This window comes from Planococcus citreus (assembly GCF_003664125.1).
GTDB lineage: Bacteria > Bacillota > Bacilli > Bacillales_A > Planococcaceae > Planococcus > Planococcus citreus.
Map to the genome: position 1 here is coordinate 215647 of NZ_RCCP01000002.1, position 25087 is coordinate 240733.

The 25087-nt window shown below is 49.6% G+C and carries 25 protein-coding genes; 4 read left to right on the top strand and 21 right to left on the bottom strand.

Annotated elements, in window-relative coordinates; genetic code table 11:
• The first annotated feature begins 189 nt into the window (after window positions 1-189).
• Both ispG and DFR62_RS09310 read left to right on the top strand, forming a co-directional pair.
• Window positions 190-1308 carry a flavodoxin-dependent (E)-4-hydroxy-3-methylbut-2-enyl-diphosphate synthase gene (ispG, locus tag DFR62_RS09305; RefSeq protein WP_175578515.1) on the top strand — a complete coding sequence of 373 codons (1119 nt, stop codon included), beginning with the start codon at window positions 190-192 and terminating at the stop codon, window positions 1306-1308.
• 12 nt (window positions 1309-1320) lie between these two features.
• The gene (locus DFR62_RS09310; protein ID WP_121299995.1) at window positions 1321-1908 is read left to right on the top strand and encodes a hypothetical protein; all 588 of its coding nucleotides are present in this window, start codon (window positions 1321-1323) and stop codon (window positions 1906-1908) included.
• 378 nt (window positions 1909-2286) lie between these two features.
• Here the strand turns inward: DFR62_RS09310 and DFR62_RS09315 are convergent, their stop codons facing one another.
• From DFR62_RS09315 to DFR62_RS09335, 5 genes are all read right to left on the bottom strand, one after another.
• Window positions 2287-2697, bottom strand: a complete 411-nt coding sequence (locus DFR62_RS09315) for a Fur family transcriptional regulator (RefSeq protein WP_121299997.1) — start codon at window positions 2695-2697, stop codon at window positions 2287-2289.
• Window positions 2694-3548, bottom strand: coding sequence for a metal ABC transporter permease (locus DFR62_RS09320; protein ID WP_058380914.1), 855 nt, complete (start codon window positions 3546-3548; stop codon window positions 2694-2696). The genes DFR62_RS09315 and DFR62_RS09320 overlap by 4 nt, the downstream gene beginning before the upstream one ends.
• The gene (locus DFR62_RS09325; protein ID WP_121299999.1) at window positions 3541-4314 is read right to left on the bottom strand and encodes a metal ABC transporter ATP-binding protein; all 774 of its coding nucleotides are present in this window, start codon (window positions 4312-4314) and stop codon (window positions 3541-3543) included. Before DFR62_RS09325 ends, DFR62_RS09320 begins: the two co-directional genes overlap by 8 nt.
• Window positions 4315-4567: 253 nt before the next feature.
• Window positions 4568-5470, bottom strand: coding sequence for a deoxyribonuclease IV (locus DFR62_RS09330; RefSeq protein ID WP_121300001.1), 903 nt, complete (start codon window positions 5468-5470; stop codon window positions 4568-4570).
• Between the two features lie 12 nt (window positions 5471-5482).
• Window positions 5483-6778: a DEAD/DEAH box helicase gene (locus DFR62_RS09335; RefSeq protein ID WP_121300003.1), complete on the bottom strand. Its 1296-nt coding sequence runs from the start codon at window positions 6776-6778 to the stop codon at window positions 5483-5485.
• Between the two features lie 131 nt (window positions 6779-6909).
• On the opposite strand from DFR62_RS09335, the gene DFR62_RS09340 reads away from it, so the two are divergent.
• Window positions 6910-7890 (top strand): 4-hydroxy-3-methylbut-2-enyl diphosphate reductase, encoded by a 981-nt coding sequence (locus tag DFR62_RS09340; RefSeq protein WP_058380918.1) that lies wholly within the window; start codon window positions 6910-6912, stop codon window positions 7888-7890.
• A 45-nt stretch (window positions 7891-7935) separates the two neighbouring features.
• On the opposite strand, the gene DFR62_RS09345 is transcribed toward DFR62_RS09340, so the two are convergent.
• The 8 genes from DFR62_RS09345 to ccpN all read right to left on the bottom strand — a co-directional run bounded on the left by DFR62_RS09345 (window position 7936) and on the right by ccpN (window position 16418).
• Complete coding sequence (locus tag DFR62_RS09345) at window positions 7936-9048, bottom strand: Nif3-like dinuclear metal center hexameric protein (RefSeq protein WP_121300005.1); 1113 nt, start codon at window positions 9046-9048, stop codon at window positions 7936-7938.
• The gene (locus DFR62_RS09350) at window positions 9035-9748 is read right to left on the bottom strand and encodes a tRNA (adenine(22)-N(1))-methyltransferase (protein WP_121300007.1); all 714 of its coding nucleotides are present in this window, start codon (window positions 9746-9748) and stop codon (window positions 9035-9037) included. Before DFR62_RS09350 ends, DFR62_RS09345 begins: the two co-directional genes overlap by 14 nt.
• Before the next feature lie 59 nt (window positions 9749-9807).
• Complete coding sequence (gene cccA / locus DFR62_RS09355; RefSeq protein ID WP_121300009.1) at window positions 9808-10197, bottom strand: cytochrome c550; 390 nt, start codon at window positions 10195-10197, stop codon at window positions 9808-9810.
• A 193-nt stretch (window positions 10198-10390) separates the two neighbouring features.
• Window positions 10391-11530 (bottom strand): acyl-CoA dehydrogenase, encoded by a 1140-nt coding sequence (locus tag DFR62_RS09360; RefSeq protein ID WP_121300011.1) that lies wholly within the window; start codon window positions 11528-11530, stop codon window positions 10391-10393.
• A gap of 211 nt (window positions 11531-11741) precedes the next feature.
• Window positions 11742-12896, bottom strand: coding sequence for an RNA polymerase sigma factor RpoD (gene rpoD, locus DFR62_RS09365; RefSeq protein WP_058380923.1), 1155 nt, complete (start codon window positions 12894-12896; stop codon window positions 11742-11744).
• A 33-nt stretch (window positions 12897-12929) separates the two neighbouring features.
• The gene (gene dnaG, locus DFR62_RS09370) at window positions 12930-14735 is read right to left on the bottom strand and encodes a DNA primase (RefSeq protein WP_121300013.1); all 1806 of its coding nucleotides are present in this window, start codon (window positions 14733-14735) and stop codon (window positions 12930-12932) included.
• A 224-nt stretch (window positions 14736-14959) separates the two neighbouring features.
• Entirely contained in the window at window positions 14960-15769 is an 810-nt protein-coding gene (locus tag DFR62_RS09375) for a pyruvate, water dikinase regulatory protein (RefSeq protein WP_121300015.1), read from the bottom strand.
• A 10-nt stretch (window positions 15770-15779) separates the two neighbouring features.
• Window positions 15780-16418 (bottom strand): transcriptional regulator CcpN, encoded by a 639-nt coding sequence (ccpN, locus tag DFR62_RS09380; RefSeq protein ID WP_058380926.1) that lies wholly within the window; start codon window positions 16416-16418, stop codon window positions 15780-15782.
• 311 nt (window positions 16419-16729) lie between these two features.
• Here ccpN and DFR62_RS09385 point away from each other — a divergent pair, with 311 nt between their 5' ends.
• Window positions 16730-18106 (top strand): glycine--tRNA ligase, encoded by a 1377-nt coding sequence (locus DFR62_RS09385; RefSeq protein ID WP_175578514.1) that lies wholly within the window; start codon window positions 16730-16732, stop codon window positions 18104-18106.
• 20 nt (window positions 18107-18126) lie between these two features.
• On the opposite strand, the gene recO is transcribed toward DFR62_RS09385, so the two are convergent.
• The 8 genes from recO to DFR62_RS09425 form a co-directional block, all read right to left on the bottom strand.
• Window positions 18127-18912, bottom strand: coding sequence for a DNA repair protein RecO (gene recO, locus DFR62_RS09390; RefSeq protein WP_121300017.1), 786 nt, complete (start codon window positions 18910-18912; stop codon window positions 18127-18129).
• A 12-nt stretch (window positions 18913-18924) separates the two neighbouring features.
• On the bottom strand, window positions 18925-19842 hold the full coding sequence (era, locus tag DFR62_RS09395) for a GTPase Era (RefSeq protein ID WP_058380929.1): 918 nt from the start codon (window positions 19840-19842) through the stop codon (window positions 18925-18927).
• Window positions 19826-20236 carry a cytidine deaminase gene (locus tag DFR62_RS09400; protein ID WP_058383646.1) on the bottom strand — a complete coding sequence of 137 codons (411 nt, stop codon included), beginning with the start codon at window positions 20234-20236 and terminating at the stop codon, window positions 19826-19828. Before DFR62_RS09400 ends, era begins: the two co-directional genes overlap by 17 nt.
• Before the next feature lie 53 nt (window positions 20237-20289).
• On the bottom strand, window positions 20290-20643 hold the full coding sequence (locus DFR62_RS09405) for a diacylglycerol kinase family protein (protein WP_121300288.1): 354 nt from the start codon (window positions 20641-20643) through the stop codon (window positions 20290-20292).
• Window positions 20630-21112 (bottom strand): rRNA maturation RNase YbeY, encoded by a 483-nt coding sequence (gene ybeY / locus DFR62_RS09410; RefSeq protein ID WP_121300019.1) that lies wholly within the window; start codon window positions 21110-21112, stop codon window positions 20630-20632. The genes DFR62_RS09405 and ybeY overlap by 14 nt, the downstream gene beginning before the upstream one ends.
• A 21-nt stretch (window positions 21113-21133) precedes the next feature.
• The gene (locus tag DFR62_RS09415; RefSeq protein ID WP_121300021.1) at window positions 21134-23263 is read right to left on the bottom strand and encodes an HD family phosphohydrolase; all 2130 of its coding nucleotides are present in this window, start codon (window positions 23261-23263) and stop codon (window positions 21134-21136) included.
• A gap of 168 nt (window positions 23264-23431) precedes the next feature.
• On the bottom strand, window positions 23432-24391 hold the full coding sequence (locus tag DFR62_RS09420) for a PhoH family protein (RefSeq protein WP_121300022.1): 960 nt from the start codon (window positions 24389-24391) through the stop codon (window positions 23432-23434).
• Window positions 24392-24526: 135 nt separating this feature from the next.
• On the bottom strand, window positions 24527-25078 hold the full coding sequence (locus DFR62_RS09425; RefSeq protein WP_121300024.1) for a hypothetical protein: 552 nt from the start codon (window positions 25076-25078) through the stop codon (window positions 24527-24529).
• Between the last annotated feature and the right edge of the window lie 9 nt (window positions 25079-25087).

The following is a 25087-nucleotide window of genomic DNA, read 5'->3' on the forward strand; positions in this document are numbered from 1 at the left end:
CTTGTATTGCAGCGCTGTAAAGAATCCTGCGCTTACAGCCGTCTTTCTTGTCTTTTCAAACGAGACACTGCTAAAATGGCTATAGGCAAGAGAAATAGACCCGCACGTGAAATCCGTGCATAGAAAGCTGAGTGAACCGTCCGGATTACCGGAAACTCACAAAAAGGAGAGATTTTTAACATGAGCGAAATGACTCACCGTTCAAAAACACGCCCCGTCAAAGTCGGCGATATAACGATTGGCGGCAGCAATGAACTATTCATACAAAGTATGGCAACAACGAAAACACACGACGTAGAAGCAACGGTCGCGGAGATTCTCCGCCTTGAAGAAGCCGGTTGCCAAGTCGTCCGTGTTGCTTGTCCCGATGAGCGGGCAGCTTATGCCATCGGCGAAATCAAGAAACAAATCAATATCCCTTTGGTCGTCGATATCCATTTCGACTACAAATTAGCGTTGATCGCCATCGAGCAAGGCGCTGACAAAATCCGTATCAACCCAGGCAATATTGGCCGCCGCGAAAAAGTCGAAGCGGTCGTCAACGCTGCAAAAGCGAAAGGCATCCCGATCCGCATCGGCGTCAACGCCGGTTCGCTCGAACGCAAAATTCTCGAGAAATACGGCTATCCGACAGCGGACGGCATGGTGGAATCAGCATTGCATCATATCAAGATCCTAGAAGACCTTGATTTCCACGACATCATCGTCTCGTTGAAAGCATCTGACGTGAGTCTTGCCGTCGAAGCATATGAAAAAGCATCGAAAGCATTCGACTACCCGCTCCACCTCGGCATCACGGAATCTGGCACATTGTTCTCTGGAACCGTGAAAAGTTCTGCAGGTCTTGGGGCATTGCTCGCTAAAGGCATCGGCAACACGCTCCGCGTCTCATTGAGCGCAGACCCTGTCGAAGAAGTCAAAGTGGCGCGTGAGCTGTTGAAAGTCTTCGGCTTGTCATCCAACGCTGCCACACTGATCTCATGCCCGACTTGCGGACGCATCGAAATCGACTTGATTTCCATCGCGAACGAAGTGGAAGAATACATCTCCCACATCAAAGCGCCGCTTAAAGTCGCCGTTCTCGGCTGTGCCGTCAACGGACCAGGTGAAGCACGCGAAGCTGATATCGGCATTGCCGGCGCACGCGGCGAAGGCTTGCTCTTCATGCACGGAAAAACAGTCCGTAAAGTGCCTGAAGAAACAATGGTCGAGGAATTGAAGATCGAGATCGATAAATTGGCAGAAGAATATTTCGCCAAACAAGCAGAAGAGAAAAAACAAAAAGAATTGGAACAACAACAAGTATAAGGTTGTGATCATATGTACCGATTTGGCATCGATATCGATGGCACCGTCACCTGTCCCACTTCGCTGATTCCGCATATCAATGAAGCGTTTGGCAGTGAATTGACCATCGAAGATATCCGGGAATACGACCTGACAGCGGCTTTGCCGCAGCTCGATAAAAAAGAGTTCTACTCCTGGTTCAAAAAGCACGAACCGAAAATTTACGCCTCTTCCCCTATTTCGAAAGACGCCAAGCAAATCATCAATAACTGGAAAGACCAATACGAACTGTATTTTATCTCCGCTCGCGGAGATAACGTGCGAAACGTTACATTCGATTGGTTCGAACAGCATGCCATTGCTTACGACCATATCGAATTGATCGGCACGCATAAAAAAATCAGCACCGCCAAAGCGCATAATGTCGATTTGTTTTTCGAAGACAAACACGACAATGCGGTAGAGATTTCCGAAGAACTGGACATCCCGGTCATCTTATTCGACACCCCTTACAACCGTGAGCCGGTACCGAACAAAGTGGTCCGCGTCTATGATTGGCTCGAAGCCGAACAATGGGTGAAAAAAGAATTCGGCGTCCAACAGGAATTGCTCAAGCGGTAAACAGAGAGCGCAAGTCTAACTTGCGCTCTTTTTTATTTGCCCGCTTCTATTTTGAGTAGATAAAAAGGCCTGGCAGCATTAGCTGTCAGGCCCTCAGAGTGTTGACGAAGGCTATAATCCTCTATAAATGAAAAGAGTGTGACACTATTCCGCAATGAAAAATCAACGAATTGTCTCAGTATTTGGAGAAGCGTTCGCTCGACTCCTGTGGGATTAGTGGGTTTGAGAGACCCCGCAGACCGCGATAGCGGGTGAGGAGGCTCGATTCCCGCCCCACGGAAAGCGAGCGATAAGCTTCGGAAAATACGACTTTTTAACTTTCTCGACGACCGAAGGGCCTGGCAGCATTAGCTGTCAGGCCTTTTTCACTACTAGCGTTTATTTACAGTCCGGGCATTTCCCGTAGATTTCGAATTTATGATTGTCGATTTCATAGGCCGGTAACGCCGCCCCCAACAAGTCCATCGGGCATAGCGGAATTTCCTTGATCTTGCCGCAATCCATGCAGATGAAATGATGGTGGTGATGGTCGCTTTCGCAATGCATGCGGAAATGCTTTTCACCGGACAACTCGGTCGCCTCCAAAATATCGAGCGATACAAAGGTCGCCAAGTTGCGATAAACGGTATCGTAGCTCATGCTTGGGTAGTCTTTTTGCATGACATCCAAAATATCACGGGCGGTCAGATAGCGTTCGTCCCCTTCGAAGATTTCCAGAATCTGATTGCGTTTTGTCGTTTCTTTAAAACCGTTTTCTTTCAGGATGCCCCACGCTTTAGTTAAATTCATGCGGCTGCCCCCCTTTTCTTAGATAACGAGATTTTTCGATAAGCCAGAATGACCAGTAAAATGGCAATGGATGTGACGACAATCGTGCCGCCTGGCGCCAAATCAAAATAAAACGCAGCGACTAGCCCAGTCAGGACGGATATTTCGCCAAATAAGATCGATAACCAGATGGTTTGCTTGAAGCTTTTGGCGACGCGCATGGCTGTCGCTACCGGAATGGTCATCAGTGATGACACGAGCAGGATGCCGACGATGCGCATCGAACCCGCAATGACCAAAGCCGTGACGATCATAAACAGAAAGTGGATCCATTTTGCAGGAAGGCCGGATGCCCGTGCGTATTCGTCATCGAACGACAAGACAAACAATTCCTTGAAGAAGATGCGGATAAACGCCAGCACGATCACGGCAATCCCTGCGACGATAAACAGATCCTGGCGGCTGACGGCTGATACCGTGCCAAAGAGGTAACCGAACAAATCGCTCGAAAACCCTTCCGCCAGGGAAATGAAAATGGCGCCGAAGCCAATGCCCGCAGAAAGGATGATCGGGATGGCCAGTTCTTCGTAATGCTTATAGACGCTGCGCAGCCGCTCGATGAGCATCGAGCCCATTACTGACGACGCGATGCCGAGGTACAACGGGTTCAATAGCGCAAGCGCGCCGACACTTTGGCTTAGATAAAGGCTTCCGGCGATGCCGGCAAGCGTCACATGGCTCAAGGCATCTGCAATCAGCGACAGCCGCCGGACGACGATGAAGACGCCGAGAAGCGGTGCAATGACACCGATGATCAAGCCGGATGCGAATGCGTTTTGCAGAAATTCATAGGACAGGATGGCGTCAAGCATGCGTATGGCTTCCTTCCGTATGATGGATTTTCCGGACGGAATGGCCATACCACGCTTCGCGCTTCTCATCGCTCATCATATGCAATTGGTCTTTAAAGCCGTGGAAATGGATGGTCTGGTTCAAGCAGGCAACGTGCGAGATGCGATCGGTCACCGTATCGACGTCGTGCGTCACGAGCACCAGCGTAATGTTGCGCTCCCGGTTGAGCGCAGCGAGCATATCATAGAACGCCTGGACGTTCTGGACATCGATGCCGACAGTCGGCTCATCGAGTATCAGCACTTTCGGCTTTGAGACGAGTGCGCGCGCGATAAAGACGCGCTGTTGCTGGCCGCCGGAAAGTTCGCTGATGCTGCGGTTACTAAAGGATTTCATGCCCACTGCATCGAGCGCTTCTTCGACTTGCTGGGCTGTATTTTTCGGCATTTTATGGAACAGCCCAGCTTTTTTCGCTAGCCCCCCTGCCACCACTTCCTGGACAGTTGCTGGGAACGCCGAGTTGAACGAATTCGATTTTTGCGACACATAGCCGATCCATTCGCGGTGTTTAAACTGTTTCGAATCAATGCCGAACAATTCCACGCTGCCTTCAGAAGGCCGGATGAGACCGAGCATGATTTTCAATAAAGTCGATTTCCCCGATCCATTCGGGCCGAGTATCGCCAGGAAATCGCCTTCCTCCACTGTCATCGAAATGTGGTCCAATGCTTTCGTTTGTTCATATTCATAGCTGACTTCTTTAATGTTGATCAATGGCGCTGCCATAGGGACGCCCCTTTTCCAATAAGAATGATTACGATTTACTATAAAAAGTATAGAGCAGTTGTGTGCTCCTGTAAACCGTTTGGACTTTAAAATAACGCTTTTGGAAGTCGAGCAGCAAACCGCAAATCGTAAAGGCCTCATTGCATTATCTTGCGCGGCCCTTTTCCGATTTGGGCTGTCTTTAACTTCAAATAAAAAGAGGCTGTTTGAAATGCCATGTTTCATGACTTTTCGGAACAGCCTCCTCCCTTATTTATTGCGATTCGATCGGCAATTTCATCTTCTCGATGTCATCAGGCGCAAAGCTGCCGTTTTTGAACATCTCGATCTCATATGCATATGGCGCTTTTTTCTTTTTCGCATCCAAACCGACATACGGAGTCTCGAGTATTTTCGGTACATGCATCAATTGTTTATGGTGGACGATTGAATTGAGTGCATCAAAGCCGATTTCCCCAAAGCCGATGTTTTCGTGGCGGTCTTTCCCTGCTCCGCGCACGTTTTTGCTGTCGTTGATGTGCAGTACCTGCAGGCGGTCGATTCCGATGATGCGGTCGAATTCAGCCAGCACCCCGTCGAAATCTTCTTTGATGTTGTAGCCCGCATCGTGGACGTGGCATGTATCGAAGCAGACCGACAAACGTTCGTTATGCGTTACGCCGTTGATAATTGCTGCCAGTTCCTCGAAATTACGCCCGATTTCACTGCCTTTTCCGGCCATCGTCTCAAGAGCGATGTTGACCGGGAAATCCTGCGTCAGCACTTCATTCAAGCCTTCGATGATTTTCTGTGTGCCGGCTTCCACTCCCGCGCCGACATGTGCACCGGGATGCAAGACGATTTGTTCCGCCCCTAGTGCTGCCGTGCGTTCGATTTCCGATTGTAAAAACTCAACACCTAGTTCGAATGTTGCCGGTTTGGTCGTGTTGGCAATATTGATGATATAAGGTGCGTGAACGATGATATTCGACAGGCCGTGCTCTGCCATATGCGCCCGTCCCGCTTCGATATTCAGTTCTTCGATCGGTTTGCGGCGCGTGTTTTGCGGTGCGCCCGTATAGATCATGAAAGTCGTAGAGCCGTAGGAAGCGGCTTCCTCACTCGCGCCGAGAAGCATTTTCTTGCCGCTCATCGAGACATGCGATCCTAATAGCATTTACAAAACCCCTTACTTTTTGCGGTTCTTGCGTCGTTCCGCTTTTTTGATTTCGTCCATTTTCCATTTCATTTTCTTCTTGTACATCGGTTTAACACTTTTCGGTTTGTGGACCATCGATTTCGCCTTGGTATCGGCTTCGTTCTCCGTGCGCACACGTTTTTTACGGCCGTGGCGCTCTTTCATGTCGACAAATTCGCCTTTGACGATGTCTTTTTGCTGGAACGGGATCCCCATCTTCTCGACGCGGACAATGGCATCCTCGTCTTCCGGGCTGAACAAAGTAATCGCAACGCCTTTAAGGCCCGCACGCGCTGTCCGCCCGACCCGGTGGATGAAGAATTCCAGGTCTTCCGGCAATTCGTAGTTGATGACATGGCTGACGCCTTGGATATCGATTCCGCGTGCGGCAAGGTCTGTCGCTACGATGTATTGATACTCCAGATCGCGTACTTGCTTCATCATCTTGACGCGCTCACGCGGTGCCAAATCTCCGTGGATCTTCCCTACGCGGATTCCTTTTTTCGATAATTCTTCAGCGATGTAATCGGCATTCGTGCGTGTATTGACAAAGATGATCGCAAGATACGGATTGATGATTTGCATCACTTCTTGCAAGCGTTCAACTTTCTTTTTACTGCGCACCGGCACCAAGTAAAAGTCCAATCCTTCAGCAGCTGGGCGTTTGTCGCCGATTTTGATATGCGCTGGGTTGGCCATGTATTTCTTCAAGAACGGCTTTAGTTTCTCAGGAATTGTAGCAGAGAATACGTACATTTCCAGGTCGTCTCGCATTTTCCCTGCGACTTGGTCGATTTCTTCGATAAAGCCCATGTCGAATGCTAGGTCGGCTTCATCGACGACTAGGACCTTCGCGGTATGGACGAGCAACGCATTTTCGTTGACGAGGTCTTTCAAGCGTCCTGGTGTCCCGATAACGATATGCGGCTGCGTTTTCAATTTATTGATTGAACGCTGTTTATCGGTTCCGCCGATGAACGACTTCACTTCGATACCGGAATCGCCGATCAGTTTCTGGATTTCGTTAAAGATCTGAGTTCCGAGTTCACGTGTCGGCGCAGCGATCACCGCTTGCACTTCCTGTTTCGACACATCTATGCGTTCGACGATCGGGATGATAAAGCTATGGGTCTTGCCTGTACCTGTATGGGACTGGCCAATGGCACTGTTTCCACTCATGATCTGTGGAATCATTTCCTTTTGGATTGCTGTCGGTTCTGTGAAACCGAGTTTTTCGACCGCTTCAAGCAAAAATGGCTTGAGACGGTATTCGTTGAATTTTGTCATGGGATATAGTTCCCTCCTTAAGCTCTAGCTATTATAGCATAAAATGGCTCTCCTTAGCGATGCATCTTTTGTAAAGAGACGGCGTCTCCGTTATAATGAAGTCATGATGTTGAAAGGAGTGCGGTTTGATAATGAAAGTAAAAAAGATATCGCCAAGAGGCTATTGCTACGGGGTAGTGGACGCCATGGTCATCGCGAAAAATGCAGCCATGGATGAAACCTTGCCGCGCCCGATTTATATACTGGGCATGATTGTCCACAATAAACATGTGACGGATGCATTTGAACAAGATGGCATCATCACCCTTGATGGCACCAACCGCCTGGAAATCTTGGAGAAGGTTGAAACTGGTACCGTCATCTTTACAGCACACGGCGTATCCCCACAAGTGCGCGAACTGGCCAGAAGAAAAGGGCTCGTTTCGATCGACGCCACTTGCCCGGATGTTACCGTGACGCATGACTTGATCCGTGAGAAAACGGCAGAAGGCTACCATATCATCTACATCGGCAAGAGCGGCCACCCGGAACCGGAAGGCGCAATCGGCGTCGCTCCGGACCTAGTCCATTTGGTTGAAAAGCTCGAAGACGTCAATGCCCTAGAGTTGAATGAAGACAAAATCATCATCACCAACCAAACGACGATGAGCCAATGGGATGTCGTCCATTTGATGGAACGCTTGAAAGAACGTTTCCCACAGGCTGAAGTGCATAAAGAGATCTGCCTGGCTACACAAGTTCGCCAGGAAGCTGTCGCGGAACAAGCCGGGGATACCGATTTGCTATTGGTCATCGGTGACCCGATGAGCAATAACTCCAACCGCCTGGCGCAAGTGTCACAAGATATCGCCGGCACACCGGCTTACCGCATCTCTGATTTGTCTGAATTGAAATTGGAATGGCTTGAAGGCATTGAAACGGTCGCCTTGACCGCTGGCGCCTCAACGCCTACACCGATCGTCAAAGAAGTCATGAAGTTCTTGGATCAATACGATCCGGAAGATCCGGAAACGCACACACTCGAGCGTTCCGTCCCACTCAATAAAATCTTGCCGAAAATCAAGCATCCGAAACCATCGGACCGCATCGAACCGTATCCGGTGAATGAATAAAACCTAAAAAAGAGGCCCTGAACGGGGGCCTCTTTTTTTATGTCTTCACTTTAAGCGAAACGGCTCTGTATTTACTTCAGAAGGCAGGAATTCACATTGCCAGTTTGTGCCTTTCTCCGTCATATGGTCTACGACTCCCTGGATCATCACTTTCTCGACGTGGTGTCCAGGGTCGATCACCGGCAAACCGATTGCTTGTGCATCTTGTGCGACGTGGAAATAGAGGTCGCCTGTTACGTAGACATCCGCTCCGGCGCGTTTTGCCTGCTGGATGTATTTGTTGCCGTCGCCGCCAAGTACGGCCACTTTTTTGATGGTTTCGTTGCCAGCGCCGACGACACGGACAAACGGCACATCCAAACTCTTTTTCACATGCTCCGCAAACGCATCCAAGTTCATCTCTTCTTTCAAGCGCCCGATGCGGCCAAGCCCCATCGGCAGTTCCTTGTTTTCCAAGGTGAACACGTCATATGCCGGCTCCTCATAAGGATGAGCTGCCATCATTGCGCGGATCACGCGATCTTTTTCGGCTTTCCTGACGACAACTTCAATTTTCGATTCCGCTGTTTCTTCCATTTTTCCCGATTCCCCGATATATGGATCGGCTGAAGCGTTGGGGCGGAAGCGTCCTGTGCCGGACAAGGTATAGCTGCAATACTCATAATCGCCAATTGCTCCGGCACCCGCATCGCCAAAAGCTTTCCGTACTTGGTCTTCATGGCTTTCAGGCACGAATACCGCAATCTTCAAGAGCTCTGCTTCGTAAGTTTTCACCAATACTTGCGTGCCACTCAATTCGAGCGCATCTGCCAACAGGTCATTGACGCCGCCCCACGCAACATCGAGATTGGTGTGCGCAGCATATACTGCTATATCATTTTTGATCAATTTTTCCATCAATTGGCCTTGAGGAAAATCCGTCTGGAGATTTTTTAAAGGACGGAAAATCGGCGGATGGTGCGCAATGATAAGCCCAGCGCCTTTTTCAATCGCCTCTTCTACCACCGCATCATCGACGTCCAGCGTCACTAGTACGCGTTCGATTTTTTTATTCAAGGTACCAACATGCAGACCGATTGGATCTCCCTCCATCGCCAAATATTTCGGCGACCATTTCTCGAACTGTTCGATGATCTGTTGCCCATTAGGAATTTTCATTCGCGAACACCTCTTCCATCAATGCGATTTTTTCGAGCAATTGCTCTCTTTTCGTACGAATGTCTTCGGTTTGTTGTGCGTTCTCCAAGCGTTCGGCGATTGCTCTCCATTGCGTCGCTTCGCGCTGCCACTTTTCCTTGAAAATTTCGGTTTGCTGTTTTAATAGTTCCGGGCCGAATAATAATTGCTTCGCATCTAGCTGCACTTCTTCAGCAGTCGGCTCCAGCACGAGAATCTCATAGATCTTGTCTTTTTCTTTTAAGATCTCTTCAGCGACAACTTGCCAGCCGTTTTGGACTGCCCATTGCCGTATTGCTTGGGCGTGGACATTCGGCTGAAGGATCAATCGCTTCACCCCTTCAAGCCGCCCTTTTCCTTCTTCCAAGATGGAAGCGATCAGCGTGCCGCCCATTCCGGCAATGGTTACCGCCGTAATCCCGTCTGATGGCTCGATCGCTTCGAGACCAGGAGCGAGCCGGACGGTGATTTTGCCTTCCAGCCCTTCCGCGCGTACTTGCTTTTTCGCCGATTCATAAGGGCCTTTAACGATTTCTCCGGCAACCGCACGGCTGGCAATGCCATTATGTAGAAGATGGCATGGCAAATAGGCGTGATCTGAGCCGATATCTGCCACGACCGCTCCTGCTTGCACATATTCTGCCACTTTCATTAATCGAACTGATAATTGCTGCGCATTCATAACGTTCCTCCTAATTGACAAAAAACCCTTAGCTCCAGAAGAACTAAGGGTTTTTGATGCTATTCGAGTGAAAGTACCCACTCAGCCATTGCTGCTACGTTCTCTTCAGGAACAAGTCCTGGAGGCATTGTGCCTTTACCATTGATCAAAATTTCTTCGATTTCGTCTTGGCCAAGTTCTGTAGCTACCAATGATGGACCAACTCCGCCTTCATAGCTTGAACCGTGGCAGGAAACACAGCTTGCTTCCGCTGTAGCTGCTGGATCGAAATCGCCGCTTGCCGCTTCTTCTCCGCCTTCGCCTTCAGCCGCTTCGCCGCCGCCTTCTTCTGCTGCATGTTCTTCAGCAATTTCAGCTTCGTTGCCGACTCCTTCCAATGACAGGAAGAAAATCAGGCCAATACCGAAAGCCATGATTAAGATATAAGGTACAATTGCATTCTTTTGCATCCGTAACCCTCCTTCTACTGTGTTCTGCTTGATGATAGTATAAGTATCACTCATTATTGTACTGTATTATCCAGTAAACGAAAAGCCATATCGGATAATATTTGCCGTATTGTGACAAAATCGGTAAATTCGAAGGATTCTGTTGACGGCACTCAACAAGCAGTTAAGATGACACAGTTTTCCTGTAACTCACTCAGCAGCCGACCAGCCTTGAGATGACCATGCGCTGCACTTCTGATGTCCCTTCGCCGATCTCCAGGAGCTTGGCGTCGCGCATATAACGCTCGACTTCATATTCTTTCATATAGCCGTAGCCGCCATGGATCTGGATGGCTTCATCCGCCACTTCCATCGCCATTTCGGAAGCATATAATTTGGCCATGGACGCTTCTTTTGTGAACGGACGCCCCTGGTCTTTCAGCCATGCCGCTTTATAGACCATATTGCGCGCAAGTTCGATCTTCATCGCCATATCCGCGAGTTTGAACTGCGTCACTTGGAATTCCGATAAAGGCTTGCCAAACTGCTTGCGTTCTTTTGCATAAGCGAGCGCTTTATTGAACGCGCCTTGCGCGATACCGACGGCCATCGCCGCAATGCCGATGCGCCCGCCGTCCAGCGTCACGAGAAATTGCTTGAAGCCTTCGCCACGTTTGCCGAGCAAATTCTCTTTCGGGACACGGACGTTCTCGAGCACCAATTCAGTCGTATTGGAAGCATTCAAGCCCATTTTTTCGTAATTATCGATAATGGTAAAGCCTTCAGCATCCGTCGGCACGATGATGGCGCTGATTTCTTTTTTGCCGTCATTCATGCCGGTGATGGCGGTAATCGCCAAATGCTTCGCGTGGCTTGCGTTGGTGATATATACTTTCGATCCATTGATGACCCAGTCGTCCCCGTCTTCCACTGCGCGGGTTTCCGTTCCTCCGGCATCCGAACCGGCATTCGGCTCCGTCAGCCCAAACGCCCCGAACGATTCTCCCGAACAAATCGGCGTCAAATACTTCTGTTTCTGCTCTTCTGTCCCAAACAAGCTGAGCGGAGCACCGCCAAGCGAAATATGGGCAGAATATGTGATGCCCGTTGAAGCACAGACGCGGCTCAATTCTTCTGTGACGATCGCAAAACTCGTTGTATCCGCACCGGCCCCGCCATAAGCTTCATCAAACGGCAAGCCCATCATCCCCATGTCGGACAGCTGCTTGAAAGCCTCTTTCGGAAATTCTTTCGTGCGGTCTCGGTCAACGGCACCTGGTGCCACCACTTTATCGGCGAATTCTCGCATCGTCTTCTTGATCATTTGCTGTTCTTGTGTCAAATCGAAATTCATATCTTACATCCCCTTTGCTATGAATACGCTTACAATATTCATTATATAGCTAAAATTCCGACACAAGCAAGGCATAACGGAAAGTTATTCCAATATGTTGTTGCACAGACGGAAAGCTCGCCTTTTCCTTAGACAGCTGCACCGCCTCGGCATTGCCATTGAACGCAAAAAAAATCCTTCCAGGCTTTTAGCCCAGAAGGATTCATTTACTTTACTCCAAGAAATCTTTCAAGCGCTTGCTGCGCGATGGATGGCGCAGTTTGCGGAGAGCTTTTGCTTCGATTTGGCGAATGCGCTCGCGCGTCACGCCGAATACTTTGCCGACTTCTTCGAGCGTCCGCGTGCGGCCATCGTCCAAGCCGAAACGCAGGCGCAAGACATTTTCTTCTCGGTCGGTCAATGTGTCGAGCACATCTTCTAACTGCTCTTTTAGCAATTCATAAGCTGCATGATCAGATGGCGACTGTGCATCGGAATCTTCGATGAAATCTCCCAAATGCGAATCGTCTTCTTCACCGATCGGTGTTTCAAGCGATACCGGTTCTTGGGCGATCTTCAGGATTTCACGCACTTTCTCAGGCAATAGATCCATCTCTTCGCCGATTTCTTCCGGTGAAGGTTCGCGTCCAAGGTCTTGCAATAGCTGGCGCTGTACGCGAATCAGTTTGTTGATCGTTTCGACCATATGGACCGGGATGCGGATGGTCCGCGCCTGGTCGGCGATGGCGCGCGTAATGGCTTGGCGGATCCACCACGTTGCGTAGGTACTGAATTTGAAGCCTTTCGAGTAGTCGAATTTCTCGACTGCTTTGATAAGCCCCATATTCCCTTCCTGGATCAAATCCAGGAACAGCATGCCGCGGCCTACATAGCGTTTCGCGATTGAGACGACGAGACGCAAGTTGGCTTCCGCAAGGCGTTTTTTCGCTTCTTCGTCGCCTTGTTCGATGAGTTTTGCAAGACGTACTTCTTCTTCGGCCTTCAATAAGTCGACGCGCCCGATCTCTTTCAAGTACATGCGGACCGGGTCGTTGATCTTGACGCCTGGCGGTACGCTCAAGTCGTTCAAGTCGAACTTCTCTTCGGTCGGTTTCATGAGACGGTCCAAATGTTCTTCATCATCGCTCTTGCGTTCAAGTTCGATGCCGTGCCCTTCCAATTGATCAATGAATTCCTCTACTTGGTCCGATTCCATTTCAAAAATAGCCAATTTATCGGCAATCTGTTCGTAGTTCAATTCTCCGGTTTTTTTCCCTTGTTCGATCAATTGCTTTTTCGCGTCTTCTACACTTGCTTCCGGGCCTTCAGCAGGCAACGGGATGCTGTTTGTTACGACTTCTGTTTGGCGTTCAGATTTCTCAGCCATACAACTTCCTCCTTTAGAAAAAACCGGAATAATCTACAATGATTTCCGTAAAGCAATCACTTCTTGTGCTAGAAGCAAAGCGCGCTTCAAATCATGCTGTTTTTCCGCTTCTTTTGATTGCTGGATTTTTAAATTGATTTGTTGCTCGATACGGTGCTTGTTCAAGTGCTTCAGGCAATCTTCGATCTCTTCTTCCGGGTGTTCGGGATCTCTCTCGGCCAAGGCCGTCTCCATCACTAACTTCCGGAGTTCCTGATCCGTTAGGGTTTCCAAGAACTTATGGAAATCCGCTTTTTCCCATTCCTCGTAAAAACCGAGCAGCTGGACATAAAGCGCTTGGTATTCTTCACTGATGAACGGAATGGTTTCCACTTCACGGGCCAGCTTCTCCATCACGGCCGGGTCTGCGAGCGCGTGTGCGAACAGCAAACGTTCTGCGCGGTGCAGCGACGTGATTTTCTTTTGCTCCCTTTTGGGGGCTGCCTGGACCGATTCAGCAGCTTTTGGCCGGCTGCGTTCGATGCTGCGTGTTTCTAAGCGCCTGTACTGCTGCAATATGGCTTCTTCTGAAAGCTTTGTTTCGGCCGACAGCTGCTTAATATACAAATCCCTTTCAACAGGTGAGGATTTACCGGCCAATAGCTGGAGCACCTCTTGGATATATTGAAGGAGATCGTTTTCATATTGAAAGTTCTTATGGCGGCGCGCATGCATCATCGCGAAAGCGATAAAGGTTTGCGGCTTTTCGATGACGTTCTCCCGAAAAGCATCGGCGCCGTTTTGGCGGACATAGTCATCGGGGTCCATGCCATTCGGCAGCACCGCAATCCCGACTTTGAAATTCGCTTCCTCAAGCGGCACCGCCGCCCGTTTAGCCGCTTCCCATCCGGCATCATCACCGTCAAAGCAAACGACCACTTCCTGCGCAAAACGCTTCATTTGGCGGATATGCTGCGATGTCAGCGATGTCCCCATCGTCGCAAGCGCATTGTCGATGCCAGCTTTTCCAGCAGCAATGACATCCATAAATCCTTCGAACAGGACGATTTTCCGGTTTTTCCGGATGGCGCCTCGAGCCAGATGGACATTATAGAGAACTTGGCTTTTTTGGAAAATCGGTGATTCTGGGCTGTTCATGTATTTCGCTTCCTGCTTCGACTGCTCAAGCACCCTTCCCGAAAACGCAATGGCCTTGCCGTTTTCGTTCATGATCGGAAACATGATCCTGCCACGGAAACGGTCGAACCAGCCATCGGATTTCTCACGCTTGATGGCCAGCCCGCTCGCTTCCAATTGTTCATCGTCGTACCCTTTTCTGCGCAACGCGACTTCCATATAGTTCCATTCAGGAAGCGCCCAGCCGATCCGGTATTTTTCGATGATCTCCTGGGTGAATCCCCGATTCTCCAAATAGTCAAGAGCTGCTTGCCCTTCTTCTGTGTTCAGCAAAATGTGATGGTACATATCTGCAGCGAATTCATGCATCAAAATGAGCGGGTCGTCATTTCTTGCCTGAGCTGCCCCTTTGCCTTCTCCTGGCTGGACATCGATTTCGATTCCAGAGCGCTCACCGAGTTTGACCAGCGCTTCCTGGAAGCTGATGTTTTCGATATCCATCAAGAAAGTGATGGCGTTGCCGCCAGCCCCGCAGCCGAAGCAATGGAAAATCTGCTTATCGGCCGTCACTGAAAAGGACGGTGTGCTTTCCCCGTGGAAAGGACAGAGGCCAAACCAATTGCGGCCTCTTTTCGTCAATTGGACATATTCGCCCACGACGTCCACAATATCCGCTTTGGAACGGATTTCTTCGATCACTTCTTCAGGAATTCGATTGGACACCTTATCACCATCTTTATTTGCTTACTTTACTTTATTCGTTGAAATCCATTAAAATCCTTCAAATTTCGACAAAAAGATGGGAAAGCTCATCATGTTGTTATTAAGCTTTAGCCACAATTCTTCATTATAAAACGTTTTTTTGTAAAAATCCATAGAAAGGCGTAGAAAAACGGTCTTTCTATTATACAAGCATAAGAAAAACCGCCCTAATAGGCGGAATCCTCTTATTGTTTCTGGAGTTTACCGAGAATTAAATTCGCAGTTTCCTCAACGGCGCGGTTGGTGACGTCTAGCGTCTCACAGCCGATGCGGTCGACCACTTTGCGGAAATGGACGATTTCTTCATGGATGCGGTCCAATTTCGCATAATTGGCATCATCGTTCAATCCGAGCGCAATCAAACGCTCTTTACGGATATTGTTCAGCTTCTCTGGTGAAATGACCAAGCCGAAGCATTTTTTCGGATCCACGTCGAACAGTTCATCCGGCGGGTCCACTTCAGGCACTAACGGCACATTGGCGACTTTCAGCCGTTTATGGGCCAAATACTGCGATAATGGGGTTTTCGATGTTCTCGACACTCCCACCAAGACGATATCCGCAAGCAAGATGCCGCGCGGGTCGCGCCCATCGTCGTATTTGACCGCAAATTCGATCGCTTCGACTTTCTTGAAATAATCATCGTCGAGCTTGCGCACCAGCCCGGCTTCGCCGATCGGTGCCGAATGCAGCTCCTCTTCAAGCGCATCGAGCAATGGGCCCATCAAATCGATCGCTTTGATGCCATGGCGCGCCGTTTCGCGTTCGACGAAATGGCGCAGCTCCTTCGAGACGAGCGTATAGACAATCACTGCCCGCTGCCCTTCCGCCAGTTTGATGATCTCCTGCAAGTGTTCGATGGAATCGATATACGGGAACCGCTTCAAGACGGCATTTTGTTCTGTATTCAAGTATTGGCTAATGGCCGCTTTCGCAACGAGCTCTCCAGTTTCGCCTACCGAATCGGAGAGTATAAAAACACGCAATAAACTCATATTCTGCACCTCACAGTTCATGGTTTTCCGAAAGGGATAAAAATGCCCGCGTAATATTGGTCTTTGTCAACCTGCCGACGACCTTATACCCTTCCGGTTGTTCTTCGACGACCGGCAATGCGTCGATTTGCTGGTTGATCAGCCGGTTTGCAGCCTGTATGAGTGAATCATTGCGCAAACAATAGGTGATGTTCGGCATGCGCGTCATGATGATATGTACAGGAATTGCATTCAAATCCTGATTGCCGAGACTGGTGCGCAATAGATCTTTGCGCGACAGGACACCTGCGAGGCAGGATTTTTTATCCACAACAAAAAGCGTCCCGACGTCATCCAGAAACATCTGGCTGATGGCATCGTATACGCTGACATCATCCCTGACTACGACAGGGATCGACTGAAAATCCTTCACTTTCATATTGTTCATCGTATCGGTAATATCCTGGCCCGGTTTCTTGCCCGAATAAAAATAACCGACACGCGGCCTGGCATCTAAAAAGCCTGCCATCGTCAAAATAGCCAAATCCGGCCGAAGCGTGGCGCGCGTCAAATTCAGACGGTCTGCGATCTGCTCGCCTGTAATCGGGCCATTGCCTTTGACGATCTGTAAAATTTCCTCTTGCCGCTTATTGAGTTCGATTGGACTCACCGCCTCAAATTCAAATATGTTATACTCAATACCAATTATTATATACTATTACATGCCATATTGCGAAGAAAAGATTGCCATGATACAATAATCGGGAATCAAATATTGGCAATGATGGATCGATAAGTACCGCGCATGAAGCGAGCAGGGATGGTGAAAGCCTGCAAAGCGGGAAACGGCAATCCGGAGCCATAGGTAATGCGAGCGGGCTGGACTTTCAGCCAATCGAGGTGGAACCGCGGGTAACGTACTCGTCCTCGGACATTTGTCCGTGGCGTGTGCGATTTTTTTATTTTATGGAGGTAATGAAGATGTCAATGGAAAAAGTAGTATCGTTAGCCAAACACCGGGGGTTCGTCTTCCCGGGCTCTGAGATTTACGGCGGACTCGCCAATACGTGGGATTATGGCCCACTCGGCGTCGAGCTGAAAAACAATATCAAAAAAGCATGGTGGAAGAAATTCGTCCAGGAATCCGTCCACAACGTCGGATTGGATGCTGCCATCCTGATGAACCCGAAAACATGGGAAGCATCCGGCCACCTCGGCAACTTCAACGACCCGATGATCGATTGTAAAGCCTGTAAATCGCGTCACCGTGCCGATAAGCTGATCGAAAATGCATTGGATGAAAAAGGCATCGAACTGATCGTTGACGGTCTGTCATTCGAGCGCATGAAGGAATTGATCGACGAACATGAAATCACGTGCCCGACTTGCGGCAAAGCTGATTTCACCGAGATCCGCCAGTTCAACTTGATGTTCAAGACATTCCAAGGCGTCACTGAATCATCGACCAACGAAGTGTATTTGCGCCCGGAAACGGCACAAGGGATCTTCGTCAACTATAAAAATGTCCAGCGCTCGATGCGCAAGAAAATGCCGTTCGGGATTGCGCAGATCGGCAAGAGTTTCCGTAACGAAATCACACCGGGGAACTTCACGTTCCGCACGCGTGAGTTCGAGCAAATGGAGCTGGAATTCTTCTGTAAACCAGGTGAAGACCTTGAATGGTATGCGTATTGGCGCGACTTCTGCAAAAACTGGCTGCTTGAGCTGAACATGGGCGAAGACAATATGCGCTTGCGCGAGCACGACGCTGATGAGTTGTCCCATTACTCGAATGCCACTGTCGACATCGAGTACAAATTCCCGTTCGGCTGGGGCGAACTATGGGGCATCGCTGACCGCACCGATTTCGATTTGAAGCGCCACATGGAATATTCCGGCGAAGACTTCAATTACATCGACCCGCAAACCAACGAACGCTACGTGCCGTATTGCATCGAGCCATCCCTCGGGGCTGACCGCGTGACACTTGCTTTCCTTGTCGATGCATTCGAGGAAGAAAGCTTGGACAATGATGATACACGTACTGTGCTGAAGTTCCACCCGGCACTTGCGCCATACAAGGCTGCTGTATTGCCTTTGTCGAAAAAACTTTCCGAAGGCGCGACGGAAGTATTCGCAGATCTTGCGAAACATTTCATGGTCGATTACGACGAATCCCAATCCATCGGGAAACGCTACCGCCGCCAGGATGAAATCGGTACGCCGTTCTGCATCACTTATGATTTCGATTCGGTCGAAGACGGTGAAGTAACCGTGCGCCACCGCGATTCCATGGAACAAGTCCGCATGCCGATCAAAGACGTACAAGCGTATATCGAACAGCATATCCAATTCTAAAAAAAAAAGACATCCCGAGGCTAATCGCCTTCTGGGATGTCTTTTTTCGGTTCCGGGAAAAATTCCGGCGTCCGTTCGAGCTGCTCGAGAAACGAACGCGACTTCAGCCGGATGCCCGCCTGTTCTTCGTAAATGGTCCGGACGATTTGCTTGAGCAAGGTTTTCGACTCTTTTTTCAAGGTCAATGCCCCGACCCGTTCGATCGGCACGAAATAAAACGTGCGGATCAATTTCACGAGTGCTGGGCTCAAGCGGATGATGTAGCGGTCGAGATGGAAGCAGCGGTGGCACAAAAAGCCGAGTTCCTGGAACGAGAATGCGAATTCCCCTTCCGTCGCCCCGCAATTGGCGCATTCATGCAAAGTCGGGGTAAGCCCCGCCACGCGCAGCATTTTCCATTCGACAAACAAGGTGATCGCTTCCGGGTCATAGCCGTCCGCAATGGCATGCAGCGCCTGATACAGCATATCGTAAATGGCGGGCTGCGGCTCATCTTGCTCTGTGAGGCGGTCGATCAGTTCTGTGACATAGCTCGCATAGGCAGTGGCCATGATATCTTCGCGGATATAGCGCAGCGATTCCAATTGGTCGCCTGCCTGCAAAGTACCCATGCCGCGGCCTTTATAGATCGAAAAAACGCCATGTGTGAACGGCTGAGTGATGGCCGCCAGGCGGCTTGCGGGCTTTTTAGCCCCGCGCGCCATGCATGTGATCTTCCCTGCTTCTTTTGTGAACAAAGTGACGATTTTATTATTTTCCCCATAGGGACGTGTACGGATAACAATGGCTTCGAGTTGGTTCTGCATGAGCCAGGCTCCTTAGTATTCGTCGTCTCTGAAACCGAAATCACGGAGATGCATTGCTTTATTGCGCCAATCTTTTTGGACTTTGACCCAAAGCTCCAAATATACTTTCGTGCCGAGCAAGTTTTCGATATCTTTACGCGCACGCGTGCCAATTTCTTTCAAAAGCACGCCTTTTTTGCCAATGACAATGCCTTTTTGGGAATCGCGTTCGACCATGATCGTCGCCTGGACCCGAATCATGTTTTCGTTTTCTTCGTCTTTGGCAATTTTATCGATGACAACGGCGATTGAATGCGGGATTTCCTCGCGCGTCAAATGCAAGGCTTTCTCGCGGATCAATTCTGAAATGATGAAACGCTCCGGGTGGTCGGTCACTTGGTCGGATGGATAGTATTGCGGCCCTTCCGGCAAGCGCTCTTCGATTTTCGCGAGCAGGTTCTCGACATTATTGCCCTGCAAGGCGGAGATCGGAATCGCTTCAGCGAAATCGAATTCATTGCGGTAGGATTCTACGATTTTTGGCAGGTTGTCCGGATGCACTTGGTCGATTTTATTGAGCACCAAAAATACCGGCACATCGATTCCTTTTAACATGTCGAGCACGTAACGGTCCTGTTTGCCGATGCGGTCCGCTGCACTGACGACAAATAGCAGCACGTCCACTTCACGGAATGTGTTTTTTGCGACTTTCAGCATGAAATCCCCAAGCTTATGCTTCGGCTCATTGATCCCTGGCGTATCGATGAAGACCATTTGGCTGTTTTCGTTCGTTACGACGCCTTGTACTTTATTGCGCGTCGTCTGAGGTTTATCGCTCATGATGGCGATTTTTTGCCCAACCACACGGTTCAAGAACGTCGATTTCCCGACATTCGGGCGGCCGATGATGGAGATGAATCCTGATTTATATCCGTTATTTCCTTGATGCATAGTCTAAATCCCCCGTTGTGAAGGCGCCCGGAAGCAATTCTGCGATGGTCGTCTCAGACACCGCTCCTTCTAGATTCGTTAAATAAACCGGCATATCCGGCGCACAAAATTCCACCAGCACTTGGCGGCATGCCCCGCACGGCGCGACCGGCCCCTTAGTATCGGCAGCTACTGCCAATGCCTCGAACTGCTTGACGCCTTCCGATACCGCCTTGAATACCGCGGTGCGTTCTGCGCAATTGGTCAGGGAATAGCCGGCGTTTTCGATATTGCATCCGGTATAGACTGTACCGTCCTTAGATAATAGCGCTGCCCCTACCGGGAATTTCGAATACGGCACGTATGCATTGCCGCGCGCCGAGATTGCTTGCTCCATTAATTGTTGTTTGTCCATTTTCATCACTCACTTTTCTATGATCACAGCAGCATCAAGCTGCCGGACGATGTTTAAAACCATTTAGGCAAAAAGATCAGCAAACCGATTATAGCACTTGTCACAGCAAATACCAAAACTGCTCCTGCCGCCATGTCTTTCGCTTGCTTCGCCAAGGGATGCCGCTCTGCGGTGACAAGGTCGACGGTCCGCTCCAAGGCGGAATTGACCAGTTCAAGCGCCAGCATGCCGCCGATCAATACAATCACCAGCATCCACTCCGTGCGGTCGAGGCCAGTCCAGATTGCGGCGATCAAGACAATCACTGCCGAGAGCGCATGCACTTTCATATTCTGTTCCCGTTTTATGGAGGTGCCAATCCCTTGCGCAGCAAAACGGAATGAGGAGAGAAACCTACTCAGCTTCATGCGCATCACGCGTAACGCCAAGTGAAGATAAAATTTCTTCCTGTCTGCCAAACATTTTCTTTTCATCTTGTTCATTCATATGGTCGTAGCCGAGCAGATGCAGAAATCCGTGCACTGCCAAAAAGCCGAGTTCGCGTTCGAAGCTATGCCCGTATTCCTCTGCCTGGACTTTTGTGCGCTCTACCGAAATGATGATATCTCCGAGCAAGCGCGGGCCGGTTTCACCAATAATGGCCACTTCATCTTCTCCTTGCTCTTCCATCGAAAAGGAGATGACATCCGTCGCCTGGTCTTTTTCCCGGTAATCCCGGTTGATCACACGGATCGATTCATCGTCCGTGAATGTAACCGATACTTCCGCTTCTCCTGTTTCCTCATGCTGTGCCGCATGCTCCAATACCTTGCTCACAAAGGCCAGCGCCTTGTCGTCCAATTGTTCCGTTTCATCTATGAAATCGATCGTCAGCATCGCTTTCCCTCCTCCAATACATTATTTTTTATCATCGGGATAGGCGATCCTCGAATGGAAGATCCCGTTCAAGGTTTCGCACATGACGCTCTTGACCCGTTTCAGTTCTTTTAACGTTATATCACATTCGTCAAACTGTCCATCTTTCAATTTATCTTCTGTGATGGAATCAACCATCTTGCGAATTTTTTCTGTACTCGGTGATTGCATCGACCGCACCGCCGCTTCCAGGCTGTCGGCGACCATGATGATGGCAATTTCCCGGCTCTGCGGTTTCGGCCCCGTGTAGCGGTATTGTTCCTCAGGAAGCTCTTCGTTTTGCTCTTTTGCTTTATAATAGAAGAATTTCAATAACGTCGTGCCATGATGTTGCTCTGCGATATCGATCAATTCTTTCGGCATTTTCTGCTTGCGCAAAATTGCCGCCCCGTCTTTTCCGTGAGCAAGGATGATGTCGCGGCTTTGTTCCGGACTAAGATGGTCATGCGGGTTGCCATGGGATTGATTTTCGATGAAAAACTGAGGGTTGATGGTCTTGCCGATATCGTGATAATAACAGCCGACTCGCGCAAGCAAGCCATTCGCCCCAATCGCCTCGCACGCCGCATCCGAAAGATTTGCCACCATGACGCTATGATGGTAAGTGCCAGGCGTCTCGGTCAAAATCTTCTTGAGCAACGGATGATTGGGGTTCGACAGCTCGAGCAGCTTCATCGTTGACAGAATGCCGAATGCCACTTCAAACAGCGGCAATAAACCGGTCGCAAGCGTCCCTGACAATAGACCGGCTGCGAGCGCCGCTGCTACGTAAAAAGCAATTTCTTCCACAGTATACTGGCTTTGGTTCATGAGCAGGTAAAATGCCACATACAGCAAATGGACGCCGCCGACTGCCAAGCTGATCGGCAGGATGCGAATGCTTCTATGCCCATTGCGTATTAAGTATATCCCCGTCAAACCGCCAAACAACACATACAAAGCAGAATCCATCTGAAAAACGCCGGCATAGCCGCTTTGCAACATCATTCCAGCACTGGCGCTGAGCAAAATCGTCACATAGACTGCTGTGCGTTCATCGATTAATAGACGCACCAAAATGCCAGCCAATGCTGTCGGGTAGATAAAGTCAATGACTACCCCGAAATTGCCGCTGATGATCTCGAGCAGCTTCATAATAGCAAGAGACAATGCGAAGACGACAAAAACAATCGTCAGCCGGATGGCTTTTTTAACGCCTTCGACTTTTGCACTCTGCAACACCAGCAGTAACAAGCCGGCTGCAATCAGTACAAACAGACTCAAGGCAAGAGCTGGACGATAATTCGACTGTTGCTCGGTCATTCCCGCAAGTTCAAGCTGCCGGTAAACTTCACGATCAATCAATTGGCCTTCCTGGATGAGCACTTGGCCCTGCAAGATGCGTGTCGGTTCAACGCTAGCCCGCGCTTGATCTTTCTGCTGTTCCGTCAATTCTTCATTGATAAGTTCATTCGGGACAATATTGGCTCTGGCAATGGCTGCTGCCGCCGGAATTGCAGAAGCAGGCACCTGGTCATCCCCGCGGATTTCCTGTTCGGCCGAATTGCGTGCTTGCGTCAGCCCAGCTTCGCGGAGCGGATCCTGCAGAACTGCCAACACTTGGTTGCGCACTTCACGTTCGACGCGCATAAGCACATCCTCTTCCAAAGCAAGCAGTGATAACAGCATGTCATCCGTCAAGCGAAGCCCGTTTTCATTTTGTTCAAGCAAGCGGATCGATTCGCGAAGGCTGCTTAACGCTTCATCTGAACTGAGAGGGTCGGGTTCATCCTCTCCATCTGTTTCAGTGGCGCGCTTTGCTTCAAGCACATAGCCGAACAGCGAATCGACAACCGCCGCTTGATTATCGGCGATTTCTTCGATATACCGGTAACTCGGCTGCACTTCTGCTGCGGCCCGCTCGCGTTCAAGCTCAGTCCTTACCGGGTCTTCGACGGTCTTTGCTGCCCGTATCGTTTCCTCGGACAATTGGAATAATTCCACTTCATATGTATCGGTTGACATCGTATCGTATAAGAATCCAAACATGAGCAGCGCTGTCATGAAACTGATGCCGATCAAGACTACAGGAGCCCCGAACCGCAAATAAATGCGCCTGATCCATCCCGCCATTTGACCACCTCACTATTCTTCTTTCATCATACCAATACCTCGTGCTTTTTTCATCGCCCCTTACAAATTAATAACAATTCTTTGGACCTTGCTGCGCTAACGAGCTTCTTCAATCTAGAGACAAACAGGGGAATTTCCCAAACTATTTTGGCAAAAAAAGAACCAGCCTTAGCTAGGCTGGTTCTCGTAAGCTTCGATGATCCTTGAGACGAGTGGATGCCGGACGACATCGCCTTTTTCGAGGTACTGAAATTCGATGCCTTTGACGCCGTGCAAATTCTTTTCTGCAGCGATCAATCCGGACTCCGCCCCGCGAGGCAAGTCAATCTGTGTTTTGTCGCCGGTGACGATCATTTTTGAGTTGAAACCGAGGCGCGTCAAAAACATTTTCATTTGGGCTTTCGTCGTATTCTGGGCTTCATCCAGAATGATGAATGCTTCTTCAAGTGTGCGCCCGCGCATGTATGCCAGCGGTGCCACTTCGATCGTGCCACGTTCAATCAAGCGGTTGGTCTGTTCCTGTCCCATCACATCATGCAAAGCGTCATATAAAGGCCGCAGGTACGGATCGACTTTTTCCTTCAAATCGCCGGGTAAAAAGCCGAGACTCTCTCCTGCTTCAACCGCTGGACGGGTTAGGACAATCTTTTTGACATGGCCATTTTTCAAAGCTTGTACCGCCAATACTACAGCGAGATAGGTTTTCCCGGTTCCGGCCGGGCCGATTCCAAATACCATGTCGCTTTTTTTGATGGCGTGAATATAATGGCGCTGCCCGATTGTCTTAGCCCGGATGGAGCGCCCAGTCGCACTGCGCGCCACTTCTTCATCGTAAAGTTCGGCAAAATATTCAATCGTCCCGTTTTTCGCCATTTCGATAGCCGACACGATATCGCGCTGGTCGATGTTGATGTTTTTGCGAATAACTTTCAATAATTGCTCCAACAACAATTTTCCGGTCTGTCTGCCTTCTTCGGACCCTTCGAGACGGATCACTTCGCCCCGGGTGATGATGTGTATATCAAAACTCTCTTCGATCAGCGACAGATGGCTGTCGGATGTGCCGAGAAGCAGGACTGCTTCGTTCGGGTCTTTCACATGCAATTCGAGTAGGTTGTTTTCTGTCATTTAGACGCTCCTTGGATCGTGTTTTTACTTCTCTTCAACTTTATCATTTTATATATGGAAATGTAAATCAATTCAAGCACTTTTAGTTTACATAACATTAATATGTATTATTTTAGAGAAAGAAAAAAACCGGCATTAAACATGCCGGCCTTGCTTTTGACGCTTGGATTTGGGCGGCTGCAAAATCTCCGCCATGATGATGCCTTTTTTTACATCTTCTTCATTCAACGGCAATAGATCCCGTTCTTTTTCTTTTGTGATCGCCCGCTTCAACGGCTCTTTTTGATGAGCGCTCAATCTTCCTGGGCGATTTTTCGGCTCAGCCGCTTGCTTTACCTGGGCCGGAGTCCGTTTTTCCACTTCTTCCATGGCCCGGGACTTGGCTCGCTCCGCTTGTTCCTTCACTTGGCGCGCCTGTTCTGCCCGTTTTGGATCGTTTTCCATCTGGGATTGAAATTCACCGTATATTTCCTTGGCGTAATCTTCAATGCGCTTAAAGCTCCGCTGTCCGCCTCTTTGCGGTTGTTGCGGTGATTGTGATCGCTGCTGCGCTGACCGCGCAGGTGTGCCGGGCCCTTGTTGACGCTTCGGCTGCTGCGCGGTCTGCTCTGTGCCATCAGGTTTTTTATTTTTACTGAACAATGCACTGACAGCCGCAATGATCAGCATCATGATGAGGGGTTCCATTCCAAAACC

What these genes read in the sequence shown, in the direction of transcription:
- ispG (WP_175578515.1), top strand. Translation starts at nt 190, where the DNA reads ATGACTCACCGTTCAAAAACACGCCCCGTCAAAGTCGGCGATATAACG.
- DFR62_RS09310 (WP_121299995.1), top strand. Translation starts at nt 1,321, where the DNA reads ATGTACCGATTTGGCATCGATATCGATGGCACCGTCACCTGTCCCACT.
- DFR62_RS09315 (WP_121299997.1), bottom strand. Translation starts at nt 2,697, where the DNA reads ATGAATTTAACTAAAGCGTGGGGCATCCTGAAAGAAAACGGTTTTAAA.
- DFR62_RS09320 (WP_058380914.1), bottom strand. Translation starts at nt 3,548, where the DNA reads ATGCTTGACGCCATCCTGTCCTATGAATTTCTGCAAAACGCATTCGCA.
- DFR62_RS09325 (WP_121299999.1), bottom strand. Translation starts at nt 4,314, where the DNA reads ATGGCAGCGCCATTGATCAACATTAAAGAAGTCAGCTATGAATATGAA.
- DFR62_RS09330 (WP_121300001.1), bottom strand. Translation starts at nt 5,470, where the DNA reads ATGCTATTAGGATCGCATGTCTCGATGAGCGGCAAGAAAATGCTTCTC.
- DFR62_RS09335 (WP_121300003.1), bottom strand. Translation starts at nt 6,778, where the DNA reads ATGACAAAATTCAACGAATACCGTCTCAAGCCATTTTTGCTTGAAGCG.
- DFR62_RS09340 (WP_058380918.1), top strand. Translation starts at nt 6,910, where the DNA reads ATGAAAGTAAAAAAGATATCGCCAAGAGGCTATTGCTACGGGGTAGTG.
- DFR62_RS09345 (WP_121300005.1), bottom strand. Translation starts at nt 9,048, where the DNA reads ATGAAAATTCCTAATGGGCAACAGATCATCGAACAGTTCGAGAAATGG.
- DFR62_RS09350 (WP_121300007.1), bottom strand. Translation starts at nt 9,748, where the DNA reads ATGAATGCGCAGCAATTATCAGTTCGATTAATGAAAGTGGCAGAATAT.
- cccA (WP_121300009.1), bottom strand. Translation starts at nt 10,197, where the DNA reads ATGCAAAAGAATGCAATTGTACCTTATATCTTAATCATGGCTTTCGGT.
- DFR62_RS09360 (WP_121300011.1), bottom strand. Translation starts at nt 11,530, where the DNA reads ATGAATTTCGATTTGACACAAGAACAGCAAATGATCAAGAAGACGATG.
- rpoD (WP_058380923.1), bottom strand. Translation starts at nt 12,896, where the DNA reads ATGGCTGAGAAATCTGAACGCCAAACAGAAGTCGTAACAAACAGCATC.
- DFR62_RS09375 (WP_121300015.1), bottom strand. Translation starts at nt 15,769, where the DNA reads ATGAGTTTATTGCGTGTTTTTATACTCTCCGATTCGGTAGGCGAAACT.
- DFR62_RS09385 (WP_175578514.1), top strand. Translation starts at nt 16,730, where the DNA reads ATGTCAATGGAAAAAGTAGTATCGTTAGCCAAACACCGGGGGTTCGTC.
- recO (WP_121300017.1), bottom strand. Translation starts at nt 18,912, where the DNA reads ATGCAGAACCAACTCGAAGCCATTGTTATCCGTACACGTCCCTATGGG.
- era (WP_058380929.1), bottom strand. Translation starts at nt 19,842, where the DNA reads ATGCATCAAGGAAATAACGGATATAAATCAGGATTCATCTCCATCATC.
- DFR62_RS09400 (WP_058383646.1), bottom strand. Translation starts at nt 20,236, where the DNA reads ATGGACAAACAACAATTAATGGAGCAAGCAATCTCGGCGCGCGGCAAT.
- DFR62_RS09405 (WP_121300288.1), bottom strand. Translation starts at nt 20,643, where the DNA reads ATGAAGCTGAGTAGGTTTCTCTCCTCATTCCGTTTTGCTGCGCAAGGG.
- ybeY (WP_121300019.1), bottom strand. Translation starts at nt 21,112, where the DNA reads ATGCTGACGATCGATTTCATAGATGAAACGGAACAATTGGACGACAAG.
- DFR62_RS09415 (WP_121300021.1), bottom strand. Translation starts at nt 23,263, where the DNA reads ATGGCGGGATGGATCAGGCGCATTTATTTGCGGTTCGGGGCTCCTGTA.
- DFR62_RS09420 (WP_121300022.1), bottom strand. Translation starts at nt 24,391, where the DNA reads ATGACAGAAAACAACCTACTCGAATTGCATGTGAAAGACCCGAACGAA.
- DFR62_RS09425 (WP_121300024.1), bottom strand. Translation starts at nt 25,078, where the DNA reads ATGGAACCCCTCATCATGATGCTGATCATTGCGGCTGTCAGTGCATTG.